The organism is Nonomuraea sp. NPDC050691 (assembly GCF_040654455.1).
GTDB lineage: Bacteria > Actinomycetota > Actinomycetes > Streptosporangiales > Streptosporangiaceae > Nonomuraea.
Genome location: NZ_JBFAIA010000018.1, coordinates 46,494 through 69,993 on the forward strand (window position 1 = coordinate 46,494; position 23,500 = coordinate 69,993).

At 73.0% G+C, this 23,500-nt stretch carries 17 protein-coding genes and 2 pseudogenes; 6 read left to right on the top strand and 13 right to left on the bottom strand.

Features of this window, described 5'->3' with window-relative positions:
• The first annotated feature begins 84 nt into the window (after positions 1-84).
• Together AB0H81_RS10770 and AB0H81_RS10775 are read left to right on the top strand one after the other, a co-directional pair.
• A complete protein-coding gene (locus tag AB0H81_RS10770) occupies positions 85-1,539 on the top strand; it encodes a DNA-3-methyladenine glycosylase 2 family protein (protein WP_358372230.1) in 1,455 nt (484 codons plus the stop codon).
• Complete coding sequence (locus AB0H81_RS10775; protein WP_358372233.1) at positions 1,536-2,048, top strand: methylated-DNA--[protein]-cysteine S-methyltransferase; 513 nt, start codon at positions 1,536-1,538, stop codon at positions 2,046-2,048. The genes AB0H81_RS10770 and AB0H81_RS10775 overlap by 4 nt, the downstream gene beginning before the upstream one ends.
• Here AB0H81_RS10775 and AB0H81_RS10780 read toward each other — a convergent pair.
• On the bottom strand, positions 1,982-3,193 hold the full coding sequence (locus tag AB0H81_RS10780) for an MFS transporter (protein WP_358372235.1): 1,212 nt from the start codon (positions 3,191-3,193) through the stop codon (positions 1,982-1,984). The genes AB0H81_RS10775 and AB0H81_RS10780 overlap by 67 nt on opposite strands.
• Positions 3,194-3,282: 89 nt before the next feature.
• On the opposite strand from AB0H81_RS10780, the gene AB0H81_RS10785 reads away from it, so the two are divergent.
• A complete protein-coding gene (locus tag AB0H81_RS10785; protein WP_358372238.1) occupies positions 3,283-3,714 on the top strand; it encodes a MarR family transcriptional regulator in 432 nt (143 codons plus the stop codon).
• 35 nt (positions 3,715-3,749) lie between these two features.
• Here AB0H81_RS10785 and AB0H81_RS10790 read toward each other — a convergent pair whose 3' ends face one another.
• Positions 3,750-4,811: a hypothetical protein gene (locus AB0H81_RS10790; protein WP_358372241.1), complete on the bottom strand. Its 1,062-nt coding sequence runs from the start codon at positions 4,809-4,811 to the stop codon at positions 3,750-3,752.
• A gap of 134 nt (positions 4,812-4,945) precedes the next feature.
• Here AB0H81_RS10790 and AB0H81_RS10795 point away from each other — a divergent pair.
• Together AB0H81_RS10795 and AB0H81_RS10800 are read left to right on the top strand one after the other, a co-directional pair.
• Positions 4,946-5,023: pseudogene (locus tag AB0H81_RS10795) on the top strand (helix-turn-helix domain-containing protein); the annotation flags it as partial.
• Between the two features lie 12 nt (positions 5,024-5,035).
• Positions 5,036-5,440: pseudogene (locus tag AB0H81_RS10800) on the top strand (RNA-guided endonuclease TnpB family protein); the annotation flags it as partial.
• 119 nt (positions 5,441-5,559) lie between these two features.
• On the opposite strand, the gene AB0H81_RS10805 reads toward AB0H81_RS10800, so the two are convergent.
• From AB0H81_RS10805 to AB0H81_RS10855, 11 genes are all read right to left on the bottom strand, one after another.
• Positions 5,560-6,336, bottom strand: coding sequence for a hypothetical protein (locus tag AB0H81_RS10805; RefSeq protein WP_358372244.1), 777 nt, complete (start codon positions 6,334-6,336; stop codon positions 5,560-5,562).
• The gene (locus AB0H81_RS10810; protein WP_358372246.1) at positions 6,333-9,173 is read right to left on the bottom strand and encodes a hypothetical protein; all 2,841 of its coding nucleotides are present in this window, start codon (positions 9,171-9,173) and stop codon (positions 6,333-6,335) included. Before AB0H81_RS10810 ends, AB0H81_RS10805 begins: the two co-directional genes overlap by 4 nt.
• Positions 9,174-10,144: 971 nt before the next feature.
• Entirely contained in the window at positions 10,145-10,597 is a 453-nt protein-coding gene (locus tag AB0H81_RS10815; protein WP_358372249.1) for a flp pilus-assembly TadE/G-like family protein, read from the bottom strand.
• A gap of 92 nt (positions 10,598-10,689) precedes the next feature.
• Positions 10,690-11,058, bottom strand: a complete 369-nt coding sequence (locus AB0H81_RS10820) for a TadE/TadG family type IV pilus assembly protein (protein WP_358372252.1) — start codon at positions 11,056-11,058, stop codon at positions 10,690-10,692.
• Between the two features lie 248 nt (positions 11,059-11,306).
• A complete protein-coding gene (locus tag AB0H81_RS10825; protein ID WP_358372253.1) occupies positions 11,307-11,699 on the bottom strand; it encodes a TadE/TadG family type IV pilus assembly protein in 393 nt (130 codons plus the stop codon).
• A 179-nt stretch (positions 11,700-11,878) separates the two neighbouring features.
• Positions 11,879-12,100, bottom strand: coding sequence for a hypothetical protein (locus tag AB0H81_RS10830; RefSeq protein ID WP_358372256.1), 222 nt, complete (start codon positions 12,098-12,100; stop codon positions 11,879-11,881).
• A complete protein-coding gene (locus AB0H81_RS10835) occupies positions 12,100-13,020 on the bottom strand; it encodes a type II secretion system protein (protein ID WP_358372258.1) in 921 nt (306 codons plus the stop codon). Before AB0H81_RS10835 ends, AB0H81_RS10830 begins: the two co-directional genes overlap by 1 nt.
• Before the next feature lie 86 nt (positions 13,021-13,106).
• Positions 13,107-13,949, bottom strand: coding sequence for a type II secretion system F family protein (locus AB0H81_RS10840; protein ID WP_358372260.1), 843 nt, complete (start codon positions 13,947-13,949; stop codon positions 13,107-13,109).
• Positions 13,949-15,244 (bottom strand): ATPase, T2SS/T4P/T4SS family, encoded by a 1,296-nt coding sequence (locus AB0H81_RS10845; RefSeq protein ID WP_358372263.1) that lies wholly within the window; start codon positions 15,242-15,244, stop codon positions 13,949-13,951. The genes AB0H81_RS10840 and AB0H81_RS10845 overlap by 1 nt, the downstream gene beginning before the upstream one ends.
• Positions 15,241-15,957 carry a hypothetical protein gene (locus AB0H81_RS10850; RefSeq protein ID WP_358372266.1) on the bottom strand — a complete coding sequence of 239 codons (717 nt, stop codon included), beginning with the start codon at positions 15,955-15,957 and terminating at the stop codon, positions 15,241-15,243. The genes AB0H81_RS10845 and AB0H81_RS10850 overlap by 4 nt, the downstream gene beginning before the upstream one ends.
• A 1-nt stretch (position 15,958) precedes the next feature.
• Positions 15,959-16,624, bottom strand: coding sequence for a hypothetical protein (locus AB0H81_RS10855; protein WP_358372269.1), 666 nt, complete (start codon positions 16,622-16,624; stop codon positions 15,959-15,961).
• A gap of 607 nt (positions 16,625-17,231) precedes the next feature.
• Between AB0H81_RS10855 and AB0H81_RS10860 the strand changes: the two genes are divergently transcribed.
• Positions 17,232-23,372: an FtsK/SpoIIIE domain-containing protein gene (locus AB0H81_RS10860; protein ID WP_358372272.1), complete on the top strand. Its 6,141-nt coding sequence runs from the start codon at positions 17,232-17,234 to the stop codon at positions 23,370-23,372.
• Positions 23,373-23,500: the final 128 nt, after the last annotated feature.

The following is a 23,500-nucleotide window of genomic DNA, read 5'->3' on the forward strand; positions in this document are numbered from 1 at the left end:
CGTACGACCTGGTGACCTGCGCTTTCACGCTGAGGTCCGATTTCCGCCAGCCGCCTGTCGGTCCCGGCGCATACCGTCATAGGCATGTCACCACTTGAGCTCGACTTCGACTCCTGCTACCGGGCGGTCTCCTCCCGCGACGCCCGGTTCGACGGGCGTTTCTACACGGCGGTGACGACCACGCGCATCTACTGCCGGCCCATCTGCCCGGCGCGCACCCCCGCGTCCAGGAACGTCCGGTTCTACCGGCACGCCGCCTCGGCGGAGGCCGCCGGGTTCCGGCCGTGCAAGCGGTGCCGGCCGGAGCTGTCCCCCGGCGACCCCGGCTGGGACGTGCGGGGCGACCTCGTCGGCCGGGCGCTGCGCCTGATCGACGACGGCGCGGCCGACGAGCGGGGCGTGGCCGGGCTGGCCGGGCGGCTGCACATCACCGAGCGCCACCTGCACCGGCTGTTCGTCGCCGAGCTGGGCGTCGGACCGCTGGCCGTGGCCAGGACCAAGCGGCTGCTGCTGGCCAAGCAGCTCCTCACGGAGACGGACCTGCCGGTCACGGACGTGGCGTTCGCCTCCGGGTTCGGCAGCGTGCGGCAGTTCAACGCGGCCATGCGCGAGACGTACGGGTTCACGCCGAGCGAGCTGCGCGCCACGGCCGGCGGCCCCACGCGGACCGCCGCCGCCCGGGCCGCCGGGACGCGGGCGCCGCTGACGGGCTCGCCGCTGCGCCTGAGGCTGCACCGGCGCGAGCCGTACGACGTTGAGGGCGTCTTCTCGTTCCTGACCTCGCGCGCGATCCCCGGCCTGGAGACGGTCACGGCCGGCTCCTACAGCCGGGCCGTGCCCGGAGGCGTCATCACCCTCACCTCGCGGCCCGGGCACATCGCCCTGGATGTGGCGGTGGACGACACGCGGCAGCTCGCCCGGATCGTGGCCCGCTGCCGCCGCCTGCTCGACCTCGACGCCGACCCCGGCGCGATCGCCGACGCGCTCGGGCAGACCTCGCTGCGCACCCTGGTGGAGGCGCGGCCGGGGCTGCGGGTGCCGGGGGCGTTCGACGGGTTCGAGCTGGCGGTGCGGGCCGTGGTGGGGCAGCAGATCTCCGTCGCCGGCGCCCGTACGCTGCTCGGCCGCATCGTCACCCGCGCCGGCCGCCCGGCGGGCGGCGAGAGCCCCGCGACGCCGGGGCTGTTGTTCCCCACGGCCGGGGAGCTGCTGGAGGCCGACCTCGAAGGGCTCGGCCTGACCGGTCGCCGCGTCGTCACCCTGAAGGAGCTGGCCACCCGCGTGGCGGACGGCCGACTCGACCTCGACGGCGGCCAGGAGCCCACTGAGGCCGTCGCGGCGCTGCTCGACGTCCCCGGCATCGGCCCGTGGACCGCCAGCTACATCGCGCTGCGGGCGCTGCGCGATCCCGACGCCTGGCCCACCGGCGACCTCGTGCTCACCAAGCGCATGGCCGCCCTCGACATCCCTCATGACCACATCGAGCGGTGGCGGCCCTGGCGGGCCTACGCCGCCCTGCATCTCTGGAGCGCATCATGATCGAAGCACAGGTCCTCCCCACCCCGATCGGCCCCCTCTCCCTGCTCGTACGGCAGGGCGTGCTGGTCGCGGCCGGTTTCACCGCCGAGCCCGGCGAGATGCTGGCCCGGCTCACACCGGAGCTCCAGGCCGCGGGCATGAAGGTCGTGGACGACCTCGGCCCCGTCACCCGCGCGGTCCGCGCCTACTTCGACGGCGACCTCGACGCGCTCGACACGATCCCGGTCGAGCAGCCGGGCAGCGCGACCCGCAAGCGGCTCCACCAGGCGCTGCGGGAGGTCCGGGCGGGCACCACGGTGTCGTACGCGGAGCTGGCCGAGCGTGCGGGCCTGCCGCGGACGGCGGCCCGCGTGGCGGGCTCTGCCTGCTCCCAGAACCTCATCGCGCCGTTCGTGCCGTGCCACCGCGTGCTGCCCAGCGGCGGCGGCTACGGCGGGTACTTCTACGGCGTGCCGGTCAAGGAGTGGCTGCTCGCGCACGAGTCCGCGAGCCGTCCGGCCTTGTTCTGAGTTCGTGCGCGGAGGGCGTGGAATCCCGCCAGGGCCGCCACCGCCAGCCCGGCCAGCCCGAGCAGGGCGGCGGTCCAGGCAGGAGCCACGTACCCGAGGCCGGCCTCGATCGTGAGGCCGGCCGCGAACGAGCCGATGGCGTTGCCCACGTTGAAGGCGCCGATGTTGGCGGCCGAGGCCAGCGTGGGCGCGCCCGCCGCGGCGTCCAGCACGCGGGTCTGCAGCGGCGGTACCGCGGCGAACCCCGCCAGGCCGAAGAGGGTGATCACCACCATGAAGGCGATCTGGTCGCGCGCGACGAGGGCGAGGACCACGGCCAGCACCGTGAGCAGCCCGACCGCGCCGTAGATGGCCGGCATGACGGCCCGGTCGGCGAACCGGCCGCCCATGAGGTTGCCCACGACGAGCCCCACGCCGAACAGCGCCATCACCACGGGCACCGCGCCTGCGGAGAACCCGCCCACCCCGGTCATCATGGGCGCCACGAACGTGATGACCGCGAACACCGGGGCGAACCCGAACACGGTCATCGCCAGCGCCAGCCACACCGCGCCCGAGCGGAACGTGGCCAGCTCGCGCAGCACACCGCCCTCCGGGCGGGGCCGGCGCGGCACCAGGGCGAGCACGCCGACGAACCCTGCCACGCCGATCACGACGACCAGCCAGAACGTGGCCCGCCAGCCGAAGCCCTGGCCGATCCAGGTGCCGAGGGGAACGCCGGCCACGTTGGCCAGGGTCAGGCCGGTGAACATCAGCGCGATGGCGCTGGCCCGCTTCTGCGGCGCGACGAGGTCGGCGGCCACCACTGAGCCGACGCCGAAGTAGGCGCCGTGCGCGAACGCGGCCAGCACCCGGCCCACCATGAGCACGCCGTACGAGGGCGCGAGCGCGGAGAGCAGGTTGCCGGCGACGAACAGCACCATCAGCGCCAGCAGCATGGTCTTGCGGGGCAACCGCCCGCCGAGCATGGTCAGCGGCGGCCCGCCGACGGCCACGCCCAGGGCGTACCCCGAGACCAGCAGGCCGGCGGTGGGGATGGTGACGTCGAAGTCCTTGGCCAGCTCGGGCAGCAGCCCGTTGATGATGAACTCCGTGGTCCCGATGCCGAAGGCGCTGATCGCGAGGGCGAACAGAGCGAGAGGCATAGAATACTCCTCAGACGACGTTAGTGAGCGTGGACATTATTTGCATACGCCGACTAAGCGACCATACAAGGATGTCTGGGAGGTGTCACATGCCGCTGCCCGATGACGCCGCGGAGGCCCGCGCCCAGGGCTGGCGCCGGCTCGCCGCGCTGCACGCGCGGATCGAGGACCGACTGGAGAAGGCCCTGCAGAAGGAGCACGAGCTGAGCGTGAGCGAATACACCGTGCTCGACGTGCTCGGCAGGCAGGACGGCTGGCACATGCGCATGCAGCAGCTCGCCCGCGCGGTCGTGCTCAGCCAGAGCGCCACCACCCGGCTCGTCACCCGGCTGGAGAACCGCGGCCTGCTCCGCCGCTACCTGTGCGAGGACGACCGGCGCGGCATCTACTCCGAGGTGACCCCGGAGGGGCAGGCCCTGCTCGCCGCGGCCGGGCCCACACACGACACGGTCCTCAAGGAGGTGCTGGCGGAGGCGGCCGCGGTACCCGAGCTGGCGCCGCTGGCCGCCATCATCGCCTAGCCGGTGCCGCCGGGGTCGCCGGGGTCGGCTGACGCTCAGCCGGTGCCGTCGTCGCGGACGCTGCTCTGCACCTCGCCGACCGGCACGTCCCGCGTGACACCCACCCGCACCGGCTGGTACTGCACGTCCACGCCAGGATCGGCCACCTCCACCGGCCAGACGGTCGTCACCGTGAGCTGGTACACCTCGCGCGGCTGGTCCAGAGAGGCCCGCAAGTAGCTGACGCCGCAGCTGTACGTGCCGCCCTTCACGTACGGCTTGCCCGTCGGCCCGCAGTCCTCCGACACCTTCGCCCGGTCGCCGGACGTGCCCGGGTCGATGTCGATGCTCTTGAGCGTGGCCACCACGGTCGCGCTCATGATCCCGGGCAGGGTCGCCGTGGCCGTCCGCGTCGTCTCGCCGATGCCGTCCAGCCACACCCAGGTCGGCAGGTTCACGAAGCTCTTCGCGTCGGGGTTCAGCCGGATCTTGGGCTCGGGCACCGTCAGCGCGGCCCGCGCGATGTCGGTCAGCTCGCGGATCGTGATGCCCTGGGGCGGCGTGGTGTTGGGCGGCACGAAGATGAACATCTCCAGCCCGGTCCAGCACGAGATGCCCCGCGGGTCGTCCTCGTTGTAGGCGGGCGTCCACCAGCGACCCGGTTTGCCGACCTTGTCCTTGAACTGCTCCAGGAAGCGCAGGAAGCTCTCCTCGTCGGCCTTGATCCGGGCGAAGTGGTCGGGCGAGCTCTCCTGCTGCTTGAGCATCTCCTCCGGCGTTGGGCCCGGCTCGTACCAGCAGGGGCTGGTCAGCCGGTAGCCGTCGCGGCGGCCTGCCTTGACGCCGTTCCCGCTCAGGACGATCCGCGAGCCCTTGAGGTTGATGACGCTGGTGCGTCCCTTCTGCGTGCCCGTCACCTCGGGGGAGCCGCCGCCGGGATCCCGCACGGGCGCCGCACCACGTACGGCTGCGGCGACGCCCTGAACGCCCGCGGCGGCGCCATGGACCGCCGGGACGTCGGCGCGGGCCGCTGAGACGTCCGCGTGGACTGCTGGGGTCGCCTGGGCTCCTGCGGCGGTCGCCAGCAGCCCGGCGACCAGCGTCGCGATCAGTGGCATCGAATCTCCTTGAGCGTGGAGGTTCTGGAAGTTTGCCCTTGGGAGGAAACGCGGGACGGGGTCGCATGGTGAATGCGAACATAGAAGCGATTCTCGATCGATCGCCTGGTAGGAGGTGAGGTGTGGCGCAGATCGTGAAGCGGGCCTACAGGTACCGCTTCTACCCGTCCCCCCAGCAGGCTGAAGAGCTTGCCCGGACGTTCGGCTGTGTGCGCCTGGTCTACAAGGCGAAACTCCAGGTCGCCCGCATTCACGCCCGTATCGCCGATCGGCGGCGGGACTTCCTGCACAAGCTCACCACTCGGCTCGTCCGCGAGAACCAAACGGTCGTGATCGAGGACCTCACCGTCCGCAACCTGGTCAAGAACCACAGCGTGGCCCGCGCCGTCTGCGACGCGTCCTGGCGCCTGATGCGGTCCATGCTGGAGTACAAGGCCGCCTGGTACGGCCGGGAACTGGTCGTGATCGACCGATGGTTCCCCTCGTCGAAGACATGCTCGGCCTGCGGCATGCTGCAAGAGAGGATGCCGCTGACTGTCCGGGCATGGAAGTGTGCGTGCGGCGCACTCCACGACCGCGACGTCAACGCCGCGATCAACATCCTCGCCGCCGGGCTGGTGGAGAGGTGAAACGCCTGTGGAGCCGGTGTAAGACCTCAAGGGCGCAAGCCTGGCGGGCTGCTGGCGGTGAAGCAGGAAACTTGACCTGTGAGGGTCGGAACTCCTCGGCTTCAACCGTGGGGGAGAGGTCAACGGCCACACCCTTCCTCACCGCTGACGAAGGTCCGGATGCGCCACACACCGCCGTCGTAGCGGTGCGCGGCCACGCCCTGCATGTACGGGGCGCGCGTCCAGGCGGGCTGCCGCGAGACCGCCTTGCCGGTGCGCGTGGACACCAGGCGCACCCCCGTCTCGTCGACGCACGCGTTGACCTGCGCGCCCTTGCCCATCACGGACTGGACACGCAGGTTGTACAGGCGGGCGACACCACGCAGGGACCGCTCCTGGTCGGCGAACTCGTCCACCCACCCACGGGCGATGCCCACGGCGTCGTACTCCAGGTTGTCGAGGTAACCGTCGTCACCGGTGACCACGGCCCGCCGCGAGGCCACGTAGTAGTCGGCGACGAGCCGTACCAGCGGGTCGGCATCGGACGGCCACTCGATGCGGACGCGCATCGAGTCACCGATCCCCACCGTCTGGGTGCCGCGCGGGATCGCCGGGCGGCTCGCCGACGGCTCGTCCGCGCCTTCCGTACTCGGAACGCCCGGGTTGCCGGATGTAGTCGGAGGGCTCGCGTCGGACGCGCGGATGGCCGGCGTGCTGGCGCCCGGGCCGTTCCCCGGCGTGTACGGGCGCGCGACCTCACCACACCCGGCAAGCGCGACGGACGCGACCAGCACCACGACCCACCCGAGACAACTCACCCCACGGACACCACCAGCCCCCTCGCCCAGCCGGAGCCGATGTGCGACCCGCACTCCACCGGCCCCCTCACCCAGCCGGAACCCTTCTGTGGATCTCATGCCGTCGACTCCCTCACCACGTGGATGCGCCAGGCGGGCAGCAGCTCGTCGATCAGCGCCTCGGTCTCCGGCGCCAGCCCGCCCGTGTAGGCGTGCACCCCCGACCTCCTGGTCAGCGCGTCGACCACCGCGCGCAACCGCACGTAGTCGCGCGTCGCGTGCGTCGCGCGCAGCAGGTCACGCCACAATCCCTCGTCGTCGGCCGCGAGCAGCAACGCCGCCCGTACGGCCGCCACCGCCGCCTCCGGATCTCTCTGCGCGAGCCGCAGCTCGCACAGCCGGTGGGCCGCGTCCGCCACCTCGGCCGACACGTCGTACTCCAGGTCGTCGGCCGCCAGCCAGGCGTACCGCCCCGGCGGCCGCCCGCTCAGCAGCGGCCCGCGCACCAGCCCGAGCGCCCGTTCGAGCAGCACGGCCCGCGCCGCCGTGTCCCGGTGCGACCGGCGCACCAGCTCCCGGAACAGCGCCCAGTCCGTACGCACGCCGGGCCCGAGGCTCAGCCGGCCCGCCTCGTCCACCCGCAGATGTTCCTCGCCGAGCCAGTCGGCCACCCGCGCGATCGTGGCGTCGCGGACCATGGCCTGCACACCGCGCGGCCACAGCACGCCGCCGAGGACGACCGGGTGGACACCGCCGGGATGCGTGGCCAGGTACACCAGCATCTCGGCGGCCAGCGCCATCCGGCCCTCCTCCAGCGGGTCGAGCCCGGCGATCTCGATCGGGCCGAGCATCCGGACCTGCACCTCGGGGGGCTGGAGGTCCTCAAGCGGCTCGGCGTCGGTGATCGGCTCGCCGTCGTACCGGCCGGCCGTACGGAACAGGTCGACGAGCGCCTGGTAGTGGCGGCGCGGCAGGAGCTGGGCGGTCACCTCGAAGCCCAGTTCGGCGATCCTGGCCTTGCCCTCCGAGGTGATCTCCAGGGTCCAGGTGGCGTGGGGCACGTCGCCGGTCACCACGTAGCCGGCCGTGTCGTTGCGGGCCAGCAGCGCCAGCCTGCGGGCCTCCTCCTGGGTGGGGGTGACGGCCGACAGCAGGAAGTGGGCGTCGCGGCGGCGGCCCGTGATCCGGCCGGTCAGCACCTCCTGGCGGGGGGCGGCGGACGCCTCCAGCTCAGGCAGCACCTCGGCCAGGCTGCCCACCGACCTGACCCGCTCGGGCGCGATCGCGGTCAGTTCCTCCCCGAACCCGACGAGTGTGATGCTCATGCCGTCGGACCAGCGGTTGGTGGCCAGCTCGACGGCCAGCGCGGCGAGCGCCGCGGTGGTCTGCGGGCCGCGGATGTTGATCAGGCCCTGTGCCGCCTCCAGGTCGACGAGCACCCGGCCGCCCGCGTCGGTGCCCAGCGACACCAGCCCGGGGTACGGGGCACCGGCCGGCCCGCCCGGGTACGTGACGCCGCCCGCGTGCTGGACGCCGCCCGACCCACCGCCCGCGTGTGGCACACCACCCGAGTACGGGATGCCGCCCGAATACGGGGCGCCACCCTGATACGGGACGCTCCCCGGGTACGGGGTGCCGGCCGGTCTGCCGCCCACAGGGCTCAGCCCGCCGCCCCCTCCGGTGACGTCCCAGCGCTCGGCCAGGAGGCGTCCCTCGTGCGCGGGCAGCCGCCACACCTGGCCGCCGTCCTGAACGGTCCACGGGGCGGGGGCGTCGCCGTCCGGCGGGTGGATCCACAGGTCGAGGTTGCGGGCCGACAGGTGCGCCGCGTACACGGTCGGCGGTGTGCGGCCCTGTGCGGCCAGTTCGGCGCCCAGCACCCGAAGGCCGATGTCCAGCAGGCGCGTGCCGGGGGCGTCGGCGCCGATGCGCAGCGCGACCTCCGCGCTGGCCGCGTCGCCGCGCGGGCGGGCGATGCGACGGCCGAACGCGCGCCGCCACAGTTGCTCGCGCCGCCGCCGGCCGAGCAGCGCCAGCAGCCCGGCGGCGGCCAGCGAGGCGCCGGCCAGGTGGTCGACGAGGTCCAGACCCTGCTGTTCTCGCTGTTCCTGCTGGTGGGGGGCCTGATGGTGCTCGGGGCTCTGCCGTTGGGTGGCGTGGTGCTTCGGGCTCTGGTGCCTGACCTCCTGGCGTACCTCGTCGGCCGCGCGACCCGTGCCCGTTGACGCCCGCCCCGGGTGCTCGCGCAGGCTCTGCGCCCGCGCCTGGTCGGCGGGGACGACGTGGGCGTGGCGGGCGTCGTCGGGCATGTCGAGAACCCAGCCCGGCCTGATCAGGTCGGCCATCCGCAGGCGGGAGCCGTCGGGCTGTTCCTTGTGCTGGTTGAGCCGGAAGATCTCGGGGTAGCGGCGGCCGTCGCCGAGGCACTTCTCGGCGATCTCCCACAGACTCTCGTGATGGCGGCCGTGAGGCGGCTGAACGACGTACACCTTCTTCACGCGCGCCGTGTGCTGGGTCGTGTCCAGGGGTTCCGCCGGGTGGTCGGCGACCGGCGCGGTGTAGGCGACGGCGGCCACGGGGGGCGCGGCGGGCGGCGTCATGCCGAGGCGCGCGATGGGCACGGCCACGGCCCCGGCGGTGAACAACAGCAGCACCGCCGAGACGAGCCGGTTGGCCAGCGCCTGGGTGGCGCCGGAGAACGGGACGCGAGCGGGCATGCCGACCCGGCGCACCCCCGCGTACACCTCGACCATGACGCAGGCGACGAGCTGCAGCCAGGCGATCCACACGAACAGGATGAGGACGGCCACGATCGTCGACGGGCCGACGCTGCTGGTGAGCAGGTCGAGGTCGAGCAGCTCGGGGGCGATGGGCGGCCCGGCGAACCTCAGCAGCGCGTACGGCACGCCACCGACGAGCCCGACCAGGACGAGCAGGGCCCCGAGCCCGGCAGCCACGTCACCGGGACCCCGCCGGGCGGAAACCCGCGCATGCCCAGGCCCCCCGCCGCGCCCCTGCCTCACGCCACGGCCCTGCCCTGAGCCGCGGTCCTGCCCTGAGCCCGCCTGCCTGTGCCCTGCTCGCTCCTGTCCCTCGATCGCCACATCCCGTGGGGGCCTCCGAACACTCCCCCGCCCAGCCTCCGCCCCACCCTCGCGTGCCCAGCCCTCGCGCCCGGCCTCCGCCCTGCCCTCGCGCCGAGCCTCCGCCCAGCCCTCGCGGCCGGCGGCTCGCCCGCCACCACCTTCGCGACCCGCGCCTTGCTCACGACCGCGCTCGTCCTGCTCAGCGCCTCGCCTACCTCCGCGCGCGTCGTGCCCCTCACGGTCGCGCCGGTCGGGCTGCCGTTCGCGTTCGCGGCTCTGCCAGGCTTCGCGTACCCGTTCCTGGGCGGACATCGGCTCCCGCGCCTCGTCGCCACGAGATCCCCGAGCCTGCCTCGGCCCGGTGTCACGCGCCTCCGCACGGCCACGCCGGTCCGCCGGGGCCCGTTCGCCCTCGGATCGCCCCTCTTCGGAACGTTCCTTTCCGGATCGCTCCCGTCCCGTCCCGCCCGAACGCCAGTCCCCCGAGTACGCGGACGGACGCGGGGCCTGCCACGGCCCCGCCGCGGGACGGCCACTCGCGGAGGAACCGGACGAGTCACCCGACCGCCGCGAGCCAGGCGCAACAGGCGAGTCCTCCGACCCTCGCGAAGGAGGCATAACCGACGAGTCCCCCGGCCCTCGTGAAGAAGGCGGGACAGGCGAGTCTCCCGCGCCCCGCGAAGACGGCGGGACCGGTCGGCCGGGGAGGCGTGGCCGGTCGCCGTGGGGGTCGCGCCATGGCGGTCCGGGTGGCTCTGGCGTCGGCATCGCCTCTCCTTTCTCAGTTCAAGCGTGGGTGCTCAACGCTCCCGCTTCCATCGACCGGCGGGAATCGGTCTGGCTCATCTCGCCTCGGGCCCGGCCGACGCCTCCCCTCGCATCTCGCCGCCCTGGAACCCGAGCGCGCCCAGGAAGAACGCCCGCCAGGCGACGTTCACCCCGACCGTGACCACGGCCTGGCCGTCGCCCACCTCGCACGAGGCGGAGCCCACCCCGTCGCCGCCCTGCGCGGTGATCAGTTCCTCGGCGCGGGCGCACACCTCCCCCTGGTCGAGCAGCCGTGTCTCGCCGGTCTCGCGCAGGTGGTCGATGTCGATCCGGTCGGCGCCGGCGCGGGCGGCCTGCTCGGCGATGTCGGCAGCCCGGAGCCGCGCGTTGATGGCCGCTCCCCCGTCGACCAGCAACCCCGCCAACGTGAACACCACCACGGAGAACAGCACGGTGAACACCGACATGGACCCCCGCTCCCGCCACCCGCCCCTCGAGCCCAGCGGTACGGCGTCCCGGTCCTTCACGGCCGCTCTCCAGCCCGATGGTTCCGCGGACTTCGGGCGAATCCGCGCCCTCCGGCTCTGCCGGCTCAGCCTTCGGCTCCGCTGAAGCGTGTTCACTCCACCCTCCTCAGCTGCTCCAGAGGCACCACGGCGGTCCCCGTCATCTGCCGCGTGGCCCCGAACCCGAGGAAGCCGAGGTCGAGCTCGCAGGTGACCTCGGCCGTCACCTGGCCGCCCGCCTCGAAGCGGGACTTGCCGAGCGAGACCGAGGGCTGCGCGCAACTGCCCTGGAGCGCCGCGGTGGTGGCCGCCTCGGCCGCCTGTCCCGCCGCGTCGAGATCACGCTGTACGGAGGCGGCGCGTGCCGCGTCGCGGGCGGCGCCGTTGACCTCGCCCTGCGCCTCCACCAGCCGCCCGGCCCCGGCCAGGAACATGAGGAACAGCAGGAAGACGGGCGCGAGCATGACGGTCTCCACCGCCATCGACCCCCGATCGCCCCGCCGCCCCGGCGCGCGACCAAGCGCCCCGCCCCCGGCCGCCCCACCTGCCGCGCAGGAAGCCGACCCGCCGCACCCGCGTGCCCCGCGGGAGGCCGACCCGCCGCACCCGCCTGCTCCGCAGGAGGCGGGCCCGCCGCACCCGCTTGCTCCGCAGGAGGCTCGCCCGCCGCACGCGTCTGCCCCGCAGGAGGCCGCCCCGTGCGCTTGCGCCCCGTTCCCCGTCATCGGCGTCATTGGCAGTCGTCGCCCCCGTTGTCGGGGCGGAAGCACTCGACCGGCCCGCCCGACGTGGCGGTGATCGTGAACGTGAGCCGCGGCAGCAGCGGGATGACCTGCACCGCGCTGCCCGTCACGGTGACCCACCGCTGGTCGGGTTCGCGTTCGGACGTCGTCGCCGTGGCGCCGTCCAGCAGCCGTGGCCCGATGGCGCGTACGACGTCCGTGGCCTTGGTCGTGGCCTCCGTCTCCCAGGCCCCCGAGTCGAACGGCGCCGAGCGCGCCACCCGGGCGCCCTCGCGGGCCGCCGCCTCGGCCACCTGGCGCCCGTGGAACCACAGCGCCACCTGCACGATGAGCAGCACGACGGCGAGCACGACCGGCATCAGCAGCGCGAGCTCGATCACCGTGGCCCCACGCTCACGCCCGGACCGCTCCACGAGGTGCCGGCGAGCACTCCCGGAGCGCGCATGGGCCTCCCGGAAGCGCGGGCGAGTCCCCCGGAGGAAACGCGGGCGAGCCCCCCGGAAGCACGGGCGGGCCCTCCTGAACCGCAGGCGAGGACGGAGACGGGGACACGCGGCGATCATGTGTTGTCGCCGCCACCACCGAAGCTGGTCTGGATGTCGCCCTGCTTCTGCTCCACGAGCGTCCTGATGAGCGTGGCCAGCCCGAGCGCGACGCCGGCGATGATCGCGGTGATGATCACCCATTCGACGGCCGAGGCTCCGCGGCTGGGCGCGGTGCGGGCGCGGTGGATGCGCACGCCGAGGTACGCGCGGAGATAGACGATCCAGGGATGGTTCATCAGGACCCCAACATCTTCATAGCGGCCGGAAAACTGAGAAAGATCACGAACCCGGCGCAGAGCAGAAGCTGCGCCACGAGCATCGACTGGGAGCGCTCGCCCGCCCGGCCCTCGACCTCGGCCAGCTCGCGACGGCGCAATGTGGCGGCCCTGGCCGTCAGCGAGGCGCGTACCTTGGCCCCGTCGTCGGCGACCAGGCCGAGCGCGGCGGACAGGTCGCGCAGCTCGTCGACGTTGATCTCCTCGCCGAGCTGGCCGAGCGCCTGCCACGGCGTGATGCCGACGATCCGGGCGCCGCTCAGCGCCTCGCGGATGCGGGACATCGCCCAGTTGGGCTGGTCGCCGCTGATGGTGACCGCCATCATGAGCGCCTCGGGTACGCCGCGCCCGCCGGCGAGGTTCATCGAGACCAGGTCGAGGAACGCGCTGACGACGTGCCGGAAGTCGCGCCGCTTGGCCGCCGCGTCGCGTTTGACCTGCAGGTCGGGCAGGAAGAAGAAGACCGCGGCCGCAGCCACCGCCACCCAGAACGGGATCGTCAGCGACACACCCCAGCCCATGAGGAACAGCCAGGCGAGCAGCACGGGAAAGGCGAGCAGCCCGGCCGCGGCGAGCAGCGCCTTGGTGGCCAGGAAGCCCTCGAACGACCGTCCCACCAGCGCCAGGTCGGCCTTGGTGGAGCGGACCTCCCAGCCGCGCGCCCCGTACAGACGTGCCAGCCGTACGCCGAGACCGCGCCGGAAGGCGCTGACCTCCTCCTCGGCGGTCACGAGCTGGACGCGGGGCGCGCCCGTGTCCTCGCGCACCGCCTCGATCGCGAGCAGCCGCGCCACCAGGCCGGGACGGGCCGGGAACAACGCCCGTACCAGCAGGAACAACCCGAGGCCGAGCACGCCGCCCGCGAGCACCCCCTCAACCACGGCCGCCTCCCCGAACGCCCGACGCCAGCACGAGCACGCCGTCAACCGCGGCCGCCCCGGCCTCCGGTCCCATCGCGGTCAGGACGTCATCCATGGCCGCCTCCGACGAGCAGTCGCGTGGGCTTGTCGAAGCGGGCCAGCCGCCGCATCCAGGCGAACCCGGCCCCGAACAGCCCCGCCACGACCACCAGCACGGCCTGGCCGAGCAGGCTGGTGTACTCGCTGACGTACGACGGGTTGAACACGACGAGCAGCCCCGCGAACACCAGCGCGGTGATCACCACGATCTGCACGCTGCGGCGGGTGGCGCGGCGCTCCGCCTCGACGCGGCGGCGCATGTCGAGCTCCTCGCGCGCCGACACGGCCAGGGCGCCCAGCACGTCGCGCAGCCCGGGCCCGCGCAGCCGCGCGTTGAGGATGAGCGCCGCCACCACCAGGTCGGCGGAGGGGTCGTCGAGCTCGTCGGCGAAGAGGGCGAGCGCCTCGGGCAGGGCCATCCTGGTGTGCAGCCTGTCGATGAGGGCGCGCAGATGAGGTCTGAGCATGGGCGCGGCGGCCCTGATGGAGGAGGGGATGGCCTGTTCGAGTCCGGCGGCCCCGGCGATGGTGTCGCGCAGCGACTCGGTCCAGGCGGCCAGTCCTTCGAGACGGCGCATGGCGGCGCGTTCCTCGGCGGCGCCGCCGGACAGGCCGCGCCAGGCGAACACCAGCAGCACCGTGCCCGCGGCGAACACCGGCCAGCGCGTCACCGCGAGGACCACGGCCGCCGCCACGGCGGCGATCGCGGTGCGCGTGGTCAGCATCCTGACCAGCTCGCGCCGCTGCCGGGCGGGCCTGGGCGGCATGCCGTACAGGGAGAGGACGAGCAGGTAGAGGCCGCCGCCGACGGCGGCGCCGGTGAGCAGGGCGAGCGGGTCGAGGCCGGTCATCACCACACCCCCGGGGTGTAGCCGTGGGCGACGAGCTCCTGCAGACACGCGATGGGGGCGTGGGGCACGGCCGGACCGTCCGGCCCGGGCACGAACACCTCGCTGGACAGCACGCGGCCGTCGCAGCCGTTGACCTCGCGGATGCTGGAGGCGTACCGGCGCAGGGTGCCGCCGCGCTGGTAGTCGTTGCGCTTCTCCACGAACACCACGAAGTCGATGGCTCCGGCGATGAGCATGTGGGTGGCGTCGATGGGCAGGCGTTCGCCGGCCTGGAGCGCGTAGGTGGCGATGCGGTTGAACACCTCCATGCTGGAGTTGGCGTGGATGGTGGACAGGGAGCCGTCGTTGCCCTGGGTCATGGCGTTGAGCATGGTGACGATCTCGTCGCCGAGGACCTCGCCGACGATCACGCGGCTGGGGTTCATGCGCAGGGAACGGCGGACCAGCTCGGCCATGGTGATCTCGCCCTGCCCCTCGGAGTTGGGCAGGCGCTGCTCGAAGGCCACCACGTTGGGGTGCAGCTCGGGGAACTGGTCGAGGCCGAGTTCCAGGGCGCGTTCGACGGTGATGAGCCGCTCCGTCGGCGGGATCTCGTTGGCCAGGGCACGCAGCAGCGTCGTCTTGCCGGCGTTGGTCGAGCCGGCGATCATGATGTTCTTGCGCGCGGCGACGGCGGCCGTGAGGAACCTGCCGATCTCGGGACTGATGGTGCCGTTGCCGACCAGGTCGCTGAGGAACACCTTGCCCAGGCGGGCGCGGCGGATCGACACAGCGGGCCGGAGCGTGACGTCCATGACGGCGCTCAACCGGGAGCCGTCGGGCAGCCGCAGGTCGAGCTGGGGATTAGCGGTGTCGAAAGGTCTGCTGGACAGGCCGGAGTAGGCGGCCAGGATCTGGATCAGCTCGATGAGCTCGTCGTCGGACTCGGCGACCGGCTCGTGCATGAGCTCCTGGCCGTCGGCGTAGCTCACGAAGACGCGGTCGCAGCCGTTGATGTCGATGTTCTCGACGTCGGGGTCGTCGAGCAGCGGCTGGAGGCGGCCGACGCCGAAGAGCGCGGCGTGGATGCCCGCGGCCAGCCCTTCCTCCTCCTCGACCGTGGGCGGCGTGCGCCCGAGGCCGATCTCGCTGCGCGCGTGCTCCTCCAGCACCTGGGAGATGAGCGCGCGGGCGAACTGGCGTTCGTCCTCACCGGTCATCGCGGCCAGGCCGTTGGCCTGGTCGAGCCTGCGCTGGCGAGCCAGCCGGTCGCCGACCTCCTGCCGGAACCGCTTGACGAGGCTGTGGTCGATCACGGCCGGCTCACCAGCCGTCCCGCGAGGTCGCGTGCCGTACGGATGAGCAGGGAGCGGTCGAGCCGGCCGCCCCACTGGCCACGCAGCAGCTCGGCGCCCTTGGGGTCGTGGGCGAGGCCGTGGACGAACGCCACGCTCGGCCCGACGATGCGGCGGACGTCGTCGATCGAGGAGCGGTAGTTGCGCGGATCGGCGATCACGACGACGCCGTGGGCCTTGGTGATGGACAGGCGTTCGCGCAGGTGGGCGACGTGGTCGAGGGTGGCTCTGGTCAGCAGGAGCACGGTCTCGGCCTCGGCGAGCAGGTCGCCGAGCTGGGGCTGGGCGCCCAGGCGGCCGCAGTCGGCGATCACGTCGGCGTTGGGGATGGCGGCCAGTGCCCGGCCCAGCGGGCCCCACAGCCAGGTCAGGCCGGCGGCCTGCTCGCCGTGGGTGAGCCCGGCGAGGACGTCCAGCCCGCCGACGATCTTCTGGGTGTGCTGGTGGATCTGGCCCGGCTCCAGGCCCCGCCGCGCGCCGGCGGCCAGGGTGAGCAGGCCCTTGCCCGGGTTGAGCACGCCACCGTCGGCCGCGGGCAGCCGGTAGGCGATGTCACCGCCGGCCGGGTCGCACTCGGCCAGCAGCACGGGCCGCGGCCACACGGCGGCCAGGGCCGTGGCGGCGGTGGTGACTCCGGGCGCGCCCTTGTCGGCGGCCAGCACGATGAGCGCCACGTCAGCGCGCTCCCGGCAGTTCGGCCACCGCGATCTCGCCGCTGGAGGCGTAGCGGAGGATCTCCGGCGAGGCGGCGGCGTCGACGATGACGGTGATCAGGCCGGTGCCGCCGGTGCGGCCGGGGGCGCCGACGCTGAAGACGAGCGCCTTGTCCGCGAGCACCCGGCTCTCGGCCTGGCTCGTACGGGCGGGAACGTAGACGACCTGCACCCGGTCGCCCCGCTCCAGCCCGGCCGGCGCCTGGCCGGACTTGAGCGCGAGCCCCACCTTGGCCTTGCCCGGGACGAGCTCGGAGCTGGCCCTGACGCCCATGGTGTTGGTGAGCAGCGTGCCGGGGAGGATGGTCACGGCGGCGAAGCTGTTGAGCACCTGCTGCCGCTGCGCCCAGCTCACGTAGTCGAGGCCGGTGTCGGCGATCTGCACCTCTTCGAGGGCGTCCGCCGTGAACTGCTGGCCCGCGCCGATCTGCTGGGTGACGCGGATGGCGGAGATCCGGTCGCCGCTGCGCATGACGAGCAGCGTCGTCGCGAGCGCCCCGCCCAGGATCAGGAGCACCGCGAGGGCGGCCAGCGCAGGCTTCCGCTCACGTGGAGGGACGGGCAGCTTGCGCGAGGCCGGCCCGGACAACCCCGCCGTGTTGACGGCGGGCTTTTCGCTGGTCCTCATGGGTGGGGGGCTCCCATTAAGTGGAATTTTCGGAATTCACGCCATTATGTGCAGCCCGGCCGCGAGGCGGGGCGGGAATGCGAGGAACCATGCTCGTTTCGCAGGTGGGAACCTGTCAACTCGACGTATTCAATGCTTATTGTTTCTACCAAGTTGACGGCATTGGCTTTTTAGGGCTATGTGTCACAACTGTCACTTGAGTCCCTTTATGCGCGGACCTTTATGTCACTTTTCAGCGGGCCGGACGCTGGGGTGGCCGATCCGGGGGTTCGTCCGCCGCGTCCGCCCATCCGGATACCGGGCCGCTGGTCTCTCGCGCCGCCCGCCTGCTGGGCCGGCCGTCGGAGCCCGGATCAGGACCGTCCACCCACCAGCGGAAGACGAGACGGACGACCCCTCAGCGCAGGCCGTTCGCCGGCAACTACGCCAGATGACCGGATGCCCCGCGAACCTCGACGGGAAAACCCGGGCGTGTCATCCACAGGCCATTTCCGGGGACGCCTGGTTATCCACAGCCGGCCGTTTCCATGCCATTGGCGTCAACCCGGGAGCCTAATCTCGCCGCGGGCGCTACCTTGGCGCCGAGATCCGACTGAGGAGACGGCACATGCGGATCATGCTCACCGTGCTCGGCGAGCGGGGCGACCGTGACATCGTTCTCGACGGCGACGACGGAGCCACTGTCGCCGCGGTGAGCGAGGCGCTCGACAAGCGGGAGCCGCTCGCCGACGTGGTCCGCCTGCCCCGCTCACGCGCCCCCTACGGCCAAGCCGGAGCCCCGGAGTCCCCGTCGTGGGGAGCCGGGCCAGGCGCACGAAGGACCGAGCGGGGCACGCGAAGGGCCGAGACGGGCGCGCCGGGGGCCGGACGCGGCACACAGCGGATGGAGCCCGGCGGGCGAGGTTCCGCACCGGGCACGCTGTGGCGCAACGGGCGCGCCCTCGATCCACATGCCCCTGCGCGGGCCGTGCTGCGCGACGGCGACAAGGTGACGCTCGAACCCCACCTGGCACGCTCGACGATCAACGAGGAGCCGGGCGGGGTGGCCGAGGTGCGCGTGGTGGGCGGCCCCGCCGCCGGCGCCGTCCACCGGCTGGGCCTCGGCGTCCATGTCATCGGCTCCGATCCCATGTGCGCGCTCACCGTGGCCGATCCCGCGCTCGCGCCGGAGGCCGTCGTCCTGCGCGTGACCCCAGGCTCGATCACCGCCGAGCCGGTCCGCCGGGCCGTCCCCGACGCCCCCAGGCTCAAGCTCAAGGGCCGCTGGGCCGACGAGGTGGCCGAGATGACGGCACGGGTCGCGGAGCGGCAGGCCGCCGAGGCCGCGCCGGAGTCGTGGCAGCCGCCCGAGCTCGACGGCCGCCCGCTGGACGGACCGGCCGACTGGCCGGAGCACGCGGTGCTGACCTGCGGGTCGTCCGTGTTCGCGCTGACGGCGATCGAGCCTCAGGACGCGCATCTGGACCCGCGGCCCGAAGGCGGGGTGGCCTACAACCGGCCGCCGCGGCTGCGGCGCACCGACGGGGAGCGCGCGTTCGAGCGGCCCGCCGAGCCGCGCCGCTCGGAAGGCATGCGGCTGCAACTGCTCGCCGCGTTCCTGCCGGCCGTCCTCGGCTGCACGCTGGCGTACGTCCTGCACCAGTGGTACTTCCTGCTCATGGCCCTGATGACGCCCGTCATCATGGTCGGCCAGTGGTGGAGCGACCGGCGGCACGGCCGCAAGCAGCATCGCAAGGCGCTCAAGGAGTTCCACGAGCGGCTCAGGGACTACGAACGGGCGGTGGAGCGGGCCAGGGCCCGCGACGAGGTGACGCGCAGGTCCGACGCCCCCGACCCGGCCGAGGTGCTGCTCACGGCGACGGGCCCGCGCAGGCGGCTGTGGGAGCGCCGCATCCACGATCACGACGCGCTCCGGCTCCGGGTCGGCCTGGCCGATCTGCCCGCCGACCTCGACCTGACCGAGGAGCAGGGCGGGCCGATCGACCCGCCGGTCTGCCGGGCCGTTCCCGTGGCGCTCGCCATGCGCCGGCTGGGCGTCGCCGGCATCACCGGGCCGCGCGACGCGGCGACGGGCCTGGCGGGCTGGCTGGTGGGCCAGGCCGCCACCCTGCACAGTCCGCGCGACCTGGCCGTCGTCGTGCTGTCATCGCGCGGCGACGGTGAGCGGCGCTGGGGCTGGGTGCGCTGGCTCCCGCACTGCGCGCCCCGCGGTGGAGAGGATTGCGTGGCCCTGGTCGGCACCGACCCGGAGTCCGCCGCGCGGCGCGTCGCCGAACTTGCCGCCCTCATCGACGAGCGACAGAACACGGCCATCCCCGAACTGGGCAAGATCCCCACCGGCTGGGACGATCTCGGCGGCCCCGAAAGACCTGTCTTCTCCACGTACGACGACCGTCCGTACGACGTGCTGGTCCTGCTCGACGGCGCCCAGGCCCTGCGCGGCCTGCCCGGCATGCCGCAGGTGCTGCGCCAGGGCCCCCGGGCCGGCGTGTTCACCCTCGCCATCGACGAGGACCAGCGGCTGCTGCCCGAGGAGTGCGCGACGGCGGCCGCGTGCGGCACCGACGGTTACGTCCGGCTGCGCGGCGGCGGGCTCGACGTCATCGGGCCGGTCCTGGCGGACCTCGTGTCGCCGACCTGGTGCGACCGGCTGGCCCGCGCCCTCGCCCCCATCCGTGACGTCAGCCGGGACGACCCCGCGGGCAACCTGCCCGCCGCGGCCCGCCTGCTCGACCTGCTCGGCCTCGCCACGCCCACCGGCCAGGCCGTCGCCGCGCGCTGGCGTGGGCGTGGCTCCACCAGAGCGATGATCGGCATCGGCCCCGAAGGCCCGTTCGCGGTCGACCTCGCCCTCGACGGCCCGCACGGGCTCATCGCCGGCACGACGGGCGCGGGCAAGTCGGAGCTGCTCCAGACGCTGATCTGCTCGCTGGCCGTGGTCAACCGTCCCGACCAGCTGACGTTCGTGCTCATCGACTACAAGGGCGGGGCCGCGTTCAAGGAGTGCGTACGGCTGCCGCACACCGTGGGCATGGTCAGCGACCTCGACGGCCATCTCACCCAGCGGGCGCTCGACTCGCTCGCCGCGGAGCTGCGACGCCGCGAGCGCCTGCTCCTGGCCGCCGGAGCGAAGGACATCGACGACTACACCGGCGATCCGCTGCCGCGGCTGGTGCTGATCATCGACGAGTTCGCGGCATTGGTGGCGGAGCTTCCCGACTTCGTCACCGGCCTGGTGGACATCGCCCGCAGAGGCCGCTCGCTGGGCATCCACCTGATGCTCGCCACCCAACGCCCCGCCGGCGTCGTCACGGCCGACATCCAGGCCAACACCTCGCTCCGCATCGCTCTCCGGGTCACGGAGCCCATGGAGTCGTCGGACGTCATCGACATGCCGGACGCCGCGCACATCTCGAAGACGACGCCCGGACGCTGCTACGTGAAGTCGGGGGCGGGCGCGGCGACGGCCGTCCAGACAGCCAGGGTGGGTGGCCGCAGCCCCCTCCCCCGCACTCGCACCCCTCGCCCTCTCCTCTCGGCGCCACCTCCCGAAAACGACGGCTACCTCTCGGCCCCACCTCCCGAAAGCGGCGGCACAGGCCGGGGGGACGGCACTGCGGGCGGCATCAGCCGCACAGGCCGTGGTGGCGGCACGACCCCAGGAGCATCTGACACCGGCGTGGACTCCGACGGACAGCCCGCCCTCCGTCCCGCCCATCCTCGCCCCGACGGCCATCCTTACGCCCCCCGCACTCAGCCCGGCGACGCCCCCAACAGCCCGCAGGCCAGGCGAAGGACAGACGGCCGTCACCATGCCCCCTACACCCGCCCGACCCACGACGGCCTCCCCGGCGAAGCACCCGCCCTGCCCGCCACCGATGGCCACCTCACGCAACGGCGCGGCACAGCGTATGACGCCGGCCACGACATGCCTCACGGATCACCGGCCAGTGCCGGCCCCGCAGACCCGCGCTCTCACAGCATGCCCCCGACTACGACAGGACCAGGCCGCGCGACTCCTGACGCGAGAGACGCATGGGATGCATCCCCTGGTGATCGGGGAACCGGAGACACTCGCCGCGGCGCGGCTCCTGACAAGAGGGAGCCCCGTGACGCGTCTCCTGGTGAATGGGCAGCGGCAGACACCCCCACCACGACGACCTCAGGCGGCGTCTCCGGCGACCTGACTCCCCCGGGTGGCGCATCACCCGGCCTGTCCAGCCGGGGCAACGCCCTTCCGGGCGACCGGTTCCCCGGGGTGAGCCCACTGCCCCGCACGGATGGTCTGTCCGTGCGCGGCAAGGCAGCGGGTACGGATGAGGTGTCGGCCCTCGGCGCGGTGCCGGGCACGCAGGGAGTGTCAGGCCCTGGCGAGGTGCCGGGCCCGGAGGGAGTGTCGGGGCTCGGCGAGCTTCATGAATCGCCGGACGTTCTCGGCCCCGCCGACCTTATGACGCAGGGCGGTGGCGGTGGCGGTGGCGGTGGCGGTGGTCGGTTCGAGGCAGGCGACGGGGATCCTGGGAGCGTACGCGTCGTGGACGTAGATTGGCGGTCTCTGGGCCGGCCCTTGCCGGCGCCGCCGGAGCCTCCGGAGGAGTCGACCGTCACCGACCTGTCCATCCTGGCCGACGCGATCGTGGAGGCGACCCGGCTGACCGGGGTCCGGCGGCAGCCCAGCCCATGGCTGGAGCCGTTGCCGACGCATCTGGTTCTCCACCAGGTCCATGCCATGACCGGGCGTCCGGAGACGTATGCGGGACTGAGCCCGCTGGCCGGCCATTCGGGCACGTACCAGGGCCGGCCTGAACACCTGGAGGCGCACACCGGTCCGATCCCCCAGATCGGCCCCGTGGGAGCGCACCGGCATCCGGCCGAACATCCTGATGCGTACACCGGACCGAATACTCCGCCCGGCCCCATGGGCGCGCACCGGCATCCCGCCGAACATCCTGAGACGTACACCAGGCCGAATCCTCGGATCGGGCATATGGGGGTACGTGCCGGTTCGGGCTCGTTCGGTGCCGTGGAGGTGGAGCCGATCGCGTTCGGCGTCATCGACCGGCCATGGGCCCAGGATCGGCGGCCCCTCGCGCTTGACCTGCGTCACGGTGGTCACCTGCTCATCGCAGGGTCGCCGCGTACCGGACGGTCCACGGCGCTCCGGACGGTCGCGGGCGCTATCGCGGCGCAGGCGTCCCCGGCCGACGTCCACGTGCATGCGATCGACTGTGGTTCCGGGGCGCTGCTGCCGCTGGTGGCGATGCCGCATTGCGGTGCCGTGGTGACACGCGACCAGCTCGACCGTGTCGAACGCCTTCTCGGCCGTCTCCGGGCCGAGGTCGGCCGCCGTCAGCAGTTGCTCGCGGAGGCGGGGCACGCGTCCTTGGCGGAGTACCGGGCGGCAGGGCACCGTCTTCCGTGGCTGGTGTTCATGCTGGACCGCTGGGAGGGGTACGTCGCCGCGTTCGAGAGCTATGACTACGGACGGCTGATCGACGCGGTGCTGCAGTTGCTGCGGGAAGGGCCTGCGGTGGGTCTGCGGGCGGTGGTGACGGGCGACAGATCGTGCCTCATGGGACAGGTGTCCACGGTGTTCGACGACCGTCTGATTCTGCGACTCGCCGATCCCGCCGACTACGGGCTGGCGGGGCTGCCGCTCAAGGGGTTGCCCTCGTCCATGCCGCCCGGGCGGGCGCTGTCGATCGGCGAACACGGCATCGTCGAGAGCCAGATCGCCCTTCTGACGGCCGATCCCTCCGGCCCGGCCCAGGTGGGAGCCTTGCAGGAGCTCGCACGAGCGGTCTCCAGCGGTGGCCGGTCGGACAACGGTGACCAACCGGAAAGCCGTGGCCGGTCCGACAACGGTGACCGACCGGAAAGCGGTGGCTGGTCCGATAGCGGTGGCCGGTCCGATAGGGGTGGCTGGTCCGATAGTGGTGGCCGGTCCGAAAGTGCTGGTCTGTTGGTGGGGGCGTCCAGTGAAGGCGGGGAGCGCAGCGCGAGGAATGCCGGGCCGGGTGGTGTCGGCCGAGGGGCGTGGCTGTGGGAGGGTGAGCCGCCGCTCCGGGTCGACGCGCTGCCCATGCGGATCACCGCCGGCGAGGCCGAAGCGCTGGCCCCCGGTTTCAGCCGCCCGTCACCGCTGTGGGCGCTGGTGGGAGCGGGCGGGGACGCGCTGGCGCCGCTCGGCATCGACCTGTACGCCCAAGGGCCCGGCGCCGTGATCGCTGGGCCTTCTCGCTCCGGCCGGTCCTCGGTGCTGCTGACCGCCGCTCACTCGCTCATCGCGTACGGCACGCCGGTGGTCGCGATCGCGCCGCGACGCAGCCCGCTGCGCGACCTGCGGGGCGCCGTGGCGGTCCTGGACGGCAACGCCACCAATCTCCAGGAACTGCTGGCCGAGCACGAGGAGTACGTGGTGCTCGTGGACGACGCGGAGCTGATCAGCCCGGACGCTCCTCTGGGCATGGCGCTGGAGGAGGTACTGCGGTCCGGGCGGGACGGGGACCACGGGCTGATCATCGCGGGATCCACCGGCGATCTGACGCAGGCTTACCGGGGGTTCGTGGCCGAGACCCGCAAGTCGCGGACTGGGGTGTTGTTGTCGGTGCAGAGTCCGGCGGATGGGGATCTGCTTTCCATACGGCTGCCACGCGGTGCCGTAGGGGGTCCGCCCGGGCGAGGCCTACTCGTCACGATGGGCACCATGACCCCCATCCAGGCAGCCCTCCCGGAGGGCGAGGTATGAGGCAAGGCATCCGGGGCGGGAGTCCGCCGCCATGGCGACCATGCAAGTCTGGCGAGCATGGGCGACCCGTATGCCCCCGTCGGGGTACGTGAGCACGGGCGTATGGGGGCAGCGTGCGACTGGAGGGC

Excerpts from the sequence above, each read along its gene's own strand:
- AB0H81_RS10770 (WP_358372230.1), top strand. The coding sequence starts at position 85 with ATGTCACCACTTGAGCTCGACTTCGACTCCTGCTACCGGGCGGTCTCC.
- AB0H81_RS10805 (WP_358372244.1), bottom strand. The coding sequence starts at position 6,336 with ATGAGATCCACAGAAGGGTTCCGGCTGGGTGAGGGGGCCGGTGGAGTG.
- AB0H81_RS10840 (WP_358372260.1), bottom strand. The coding sequence starts at position 13,949 with ATGACCGGCCTCGACCCGCTCGCCCTGCTCACCGGCGCCGCCGTCGGC.
- AB0H81_RS10860 (WP_358372272.1), top strand. The coding sequence starts at position 17,232 with ATGCGGATCATGCTCACCGTGCTCGGCGAGCGGGGCGACCGTGACATC.
- AB0H81_RS10830 (WP_358372256.1), bottom strand. The coding sequence starts at position 12,100 with ATGAACCATCCCTGGATCGTCTATCTCCGCGCGTACCTCGGCGTGCGC.
- AB0H81_RS10785 (WP_358372238.1), top strand. The coding sequence starts at position 3,283 with ATGCCGCTGCCCGATGACGCCGCGGAGGCCCGCGCCCAGGGCTGGCGC.
- AB0H81_RS10855 (WP_358372269.1), bottom strand. The coding sequence starts at position 16,624 with ATGAGGACCAGCGAAAAGCCCGCCGTCAACACGGCGGGGTTGTCCGGG.
- AB0H81_RS10780 (WP_358372235.1), bottom strand. The coding sequence starts at position 3,193 with ATGCCTCTCGCTCTGTTCGCCCTCGCGATCAGCGCCTTCGGCATCGGG.
- AB0H81_RS10775 (WP_358372233.1), top strand. The coding sequence starts at position 1,536 with ATGATCGAAGCACAGGTCCTCCCCACCCCGATCGGCCCCCTCTCCCTG.
- AB0H81_RS10820 (WP_358372252.1), bottom strand. The coding sequence starts at position 11,058 with ATGGCGGTGGAGACCGTCATGCTCGCGCCCGTCTTCCTGCTGTTCCTC.
- AB0H81_RS10790 (WP_358372241.1), bottom strand. The coding sequence starts at position 4,811 with ATGCCACTGATCGCGACGCTGGTCGCCGGGCTGCTGGCGACCGCCGCA.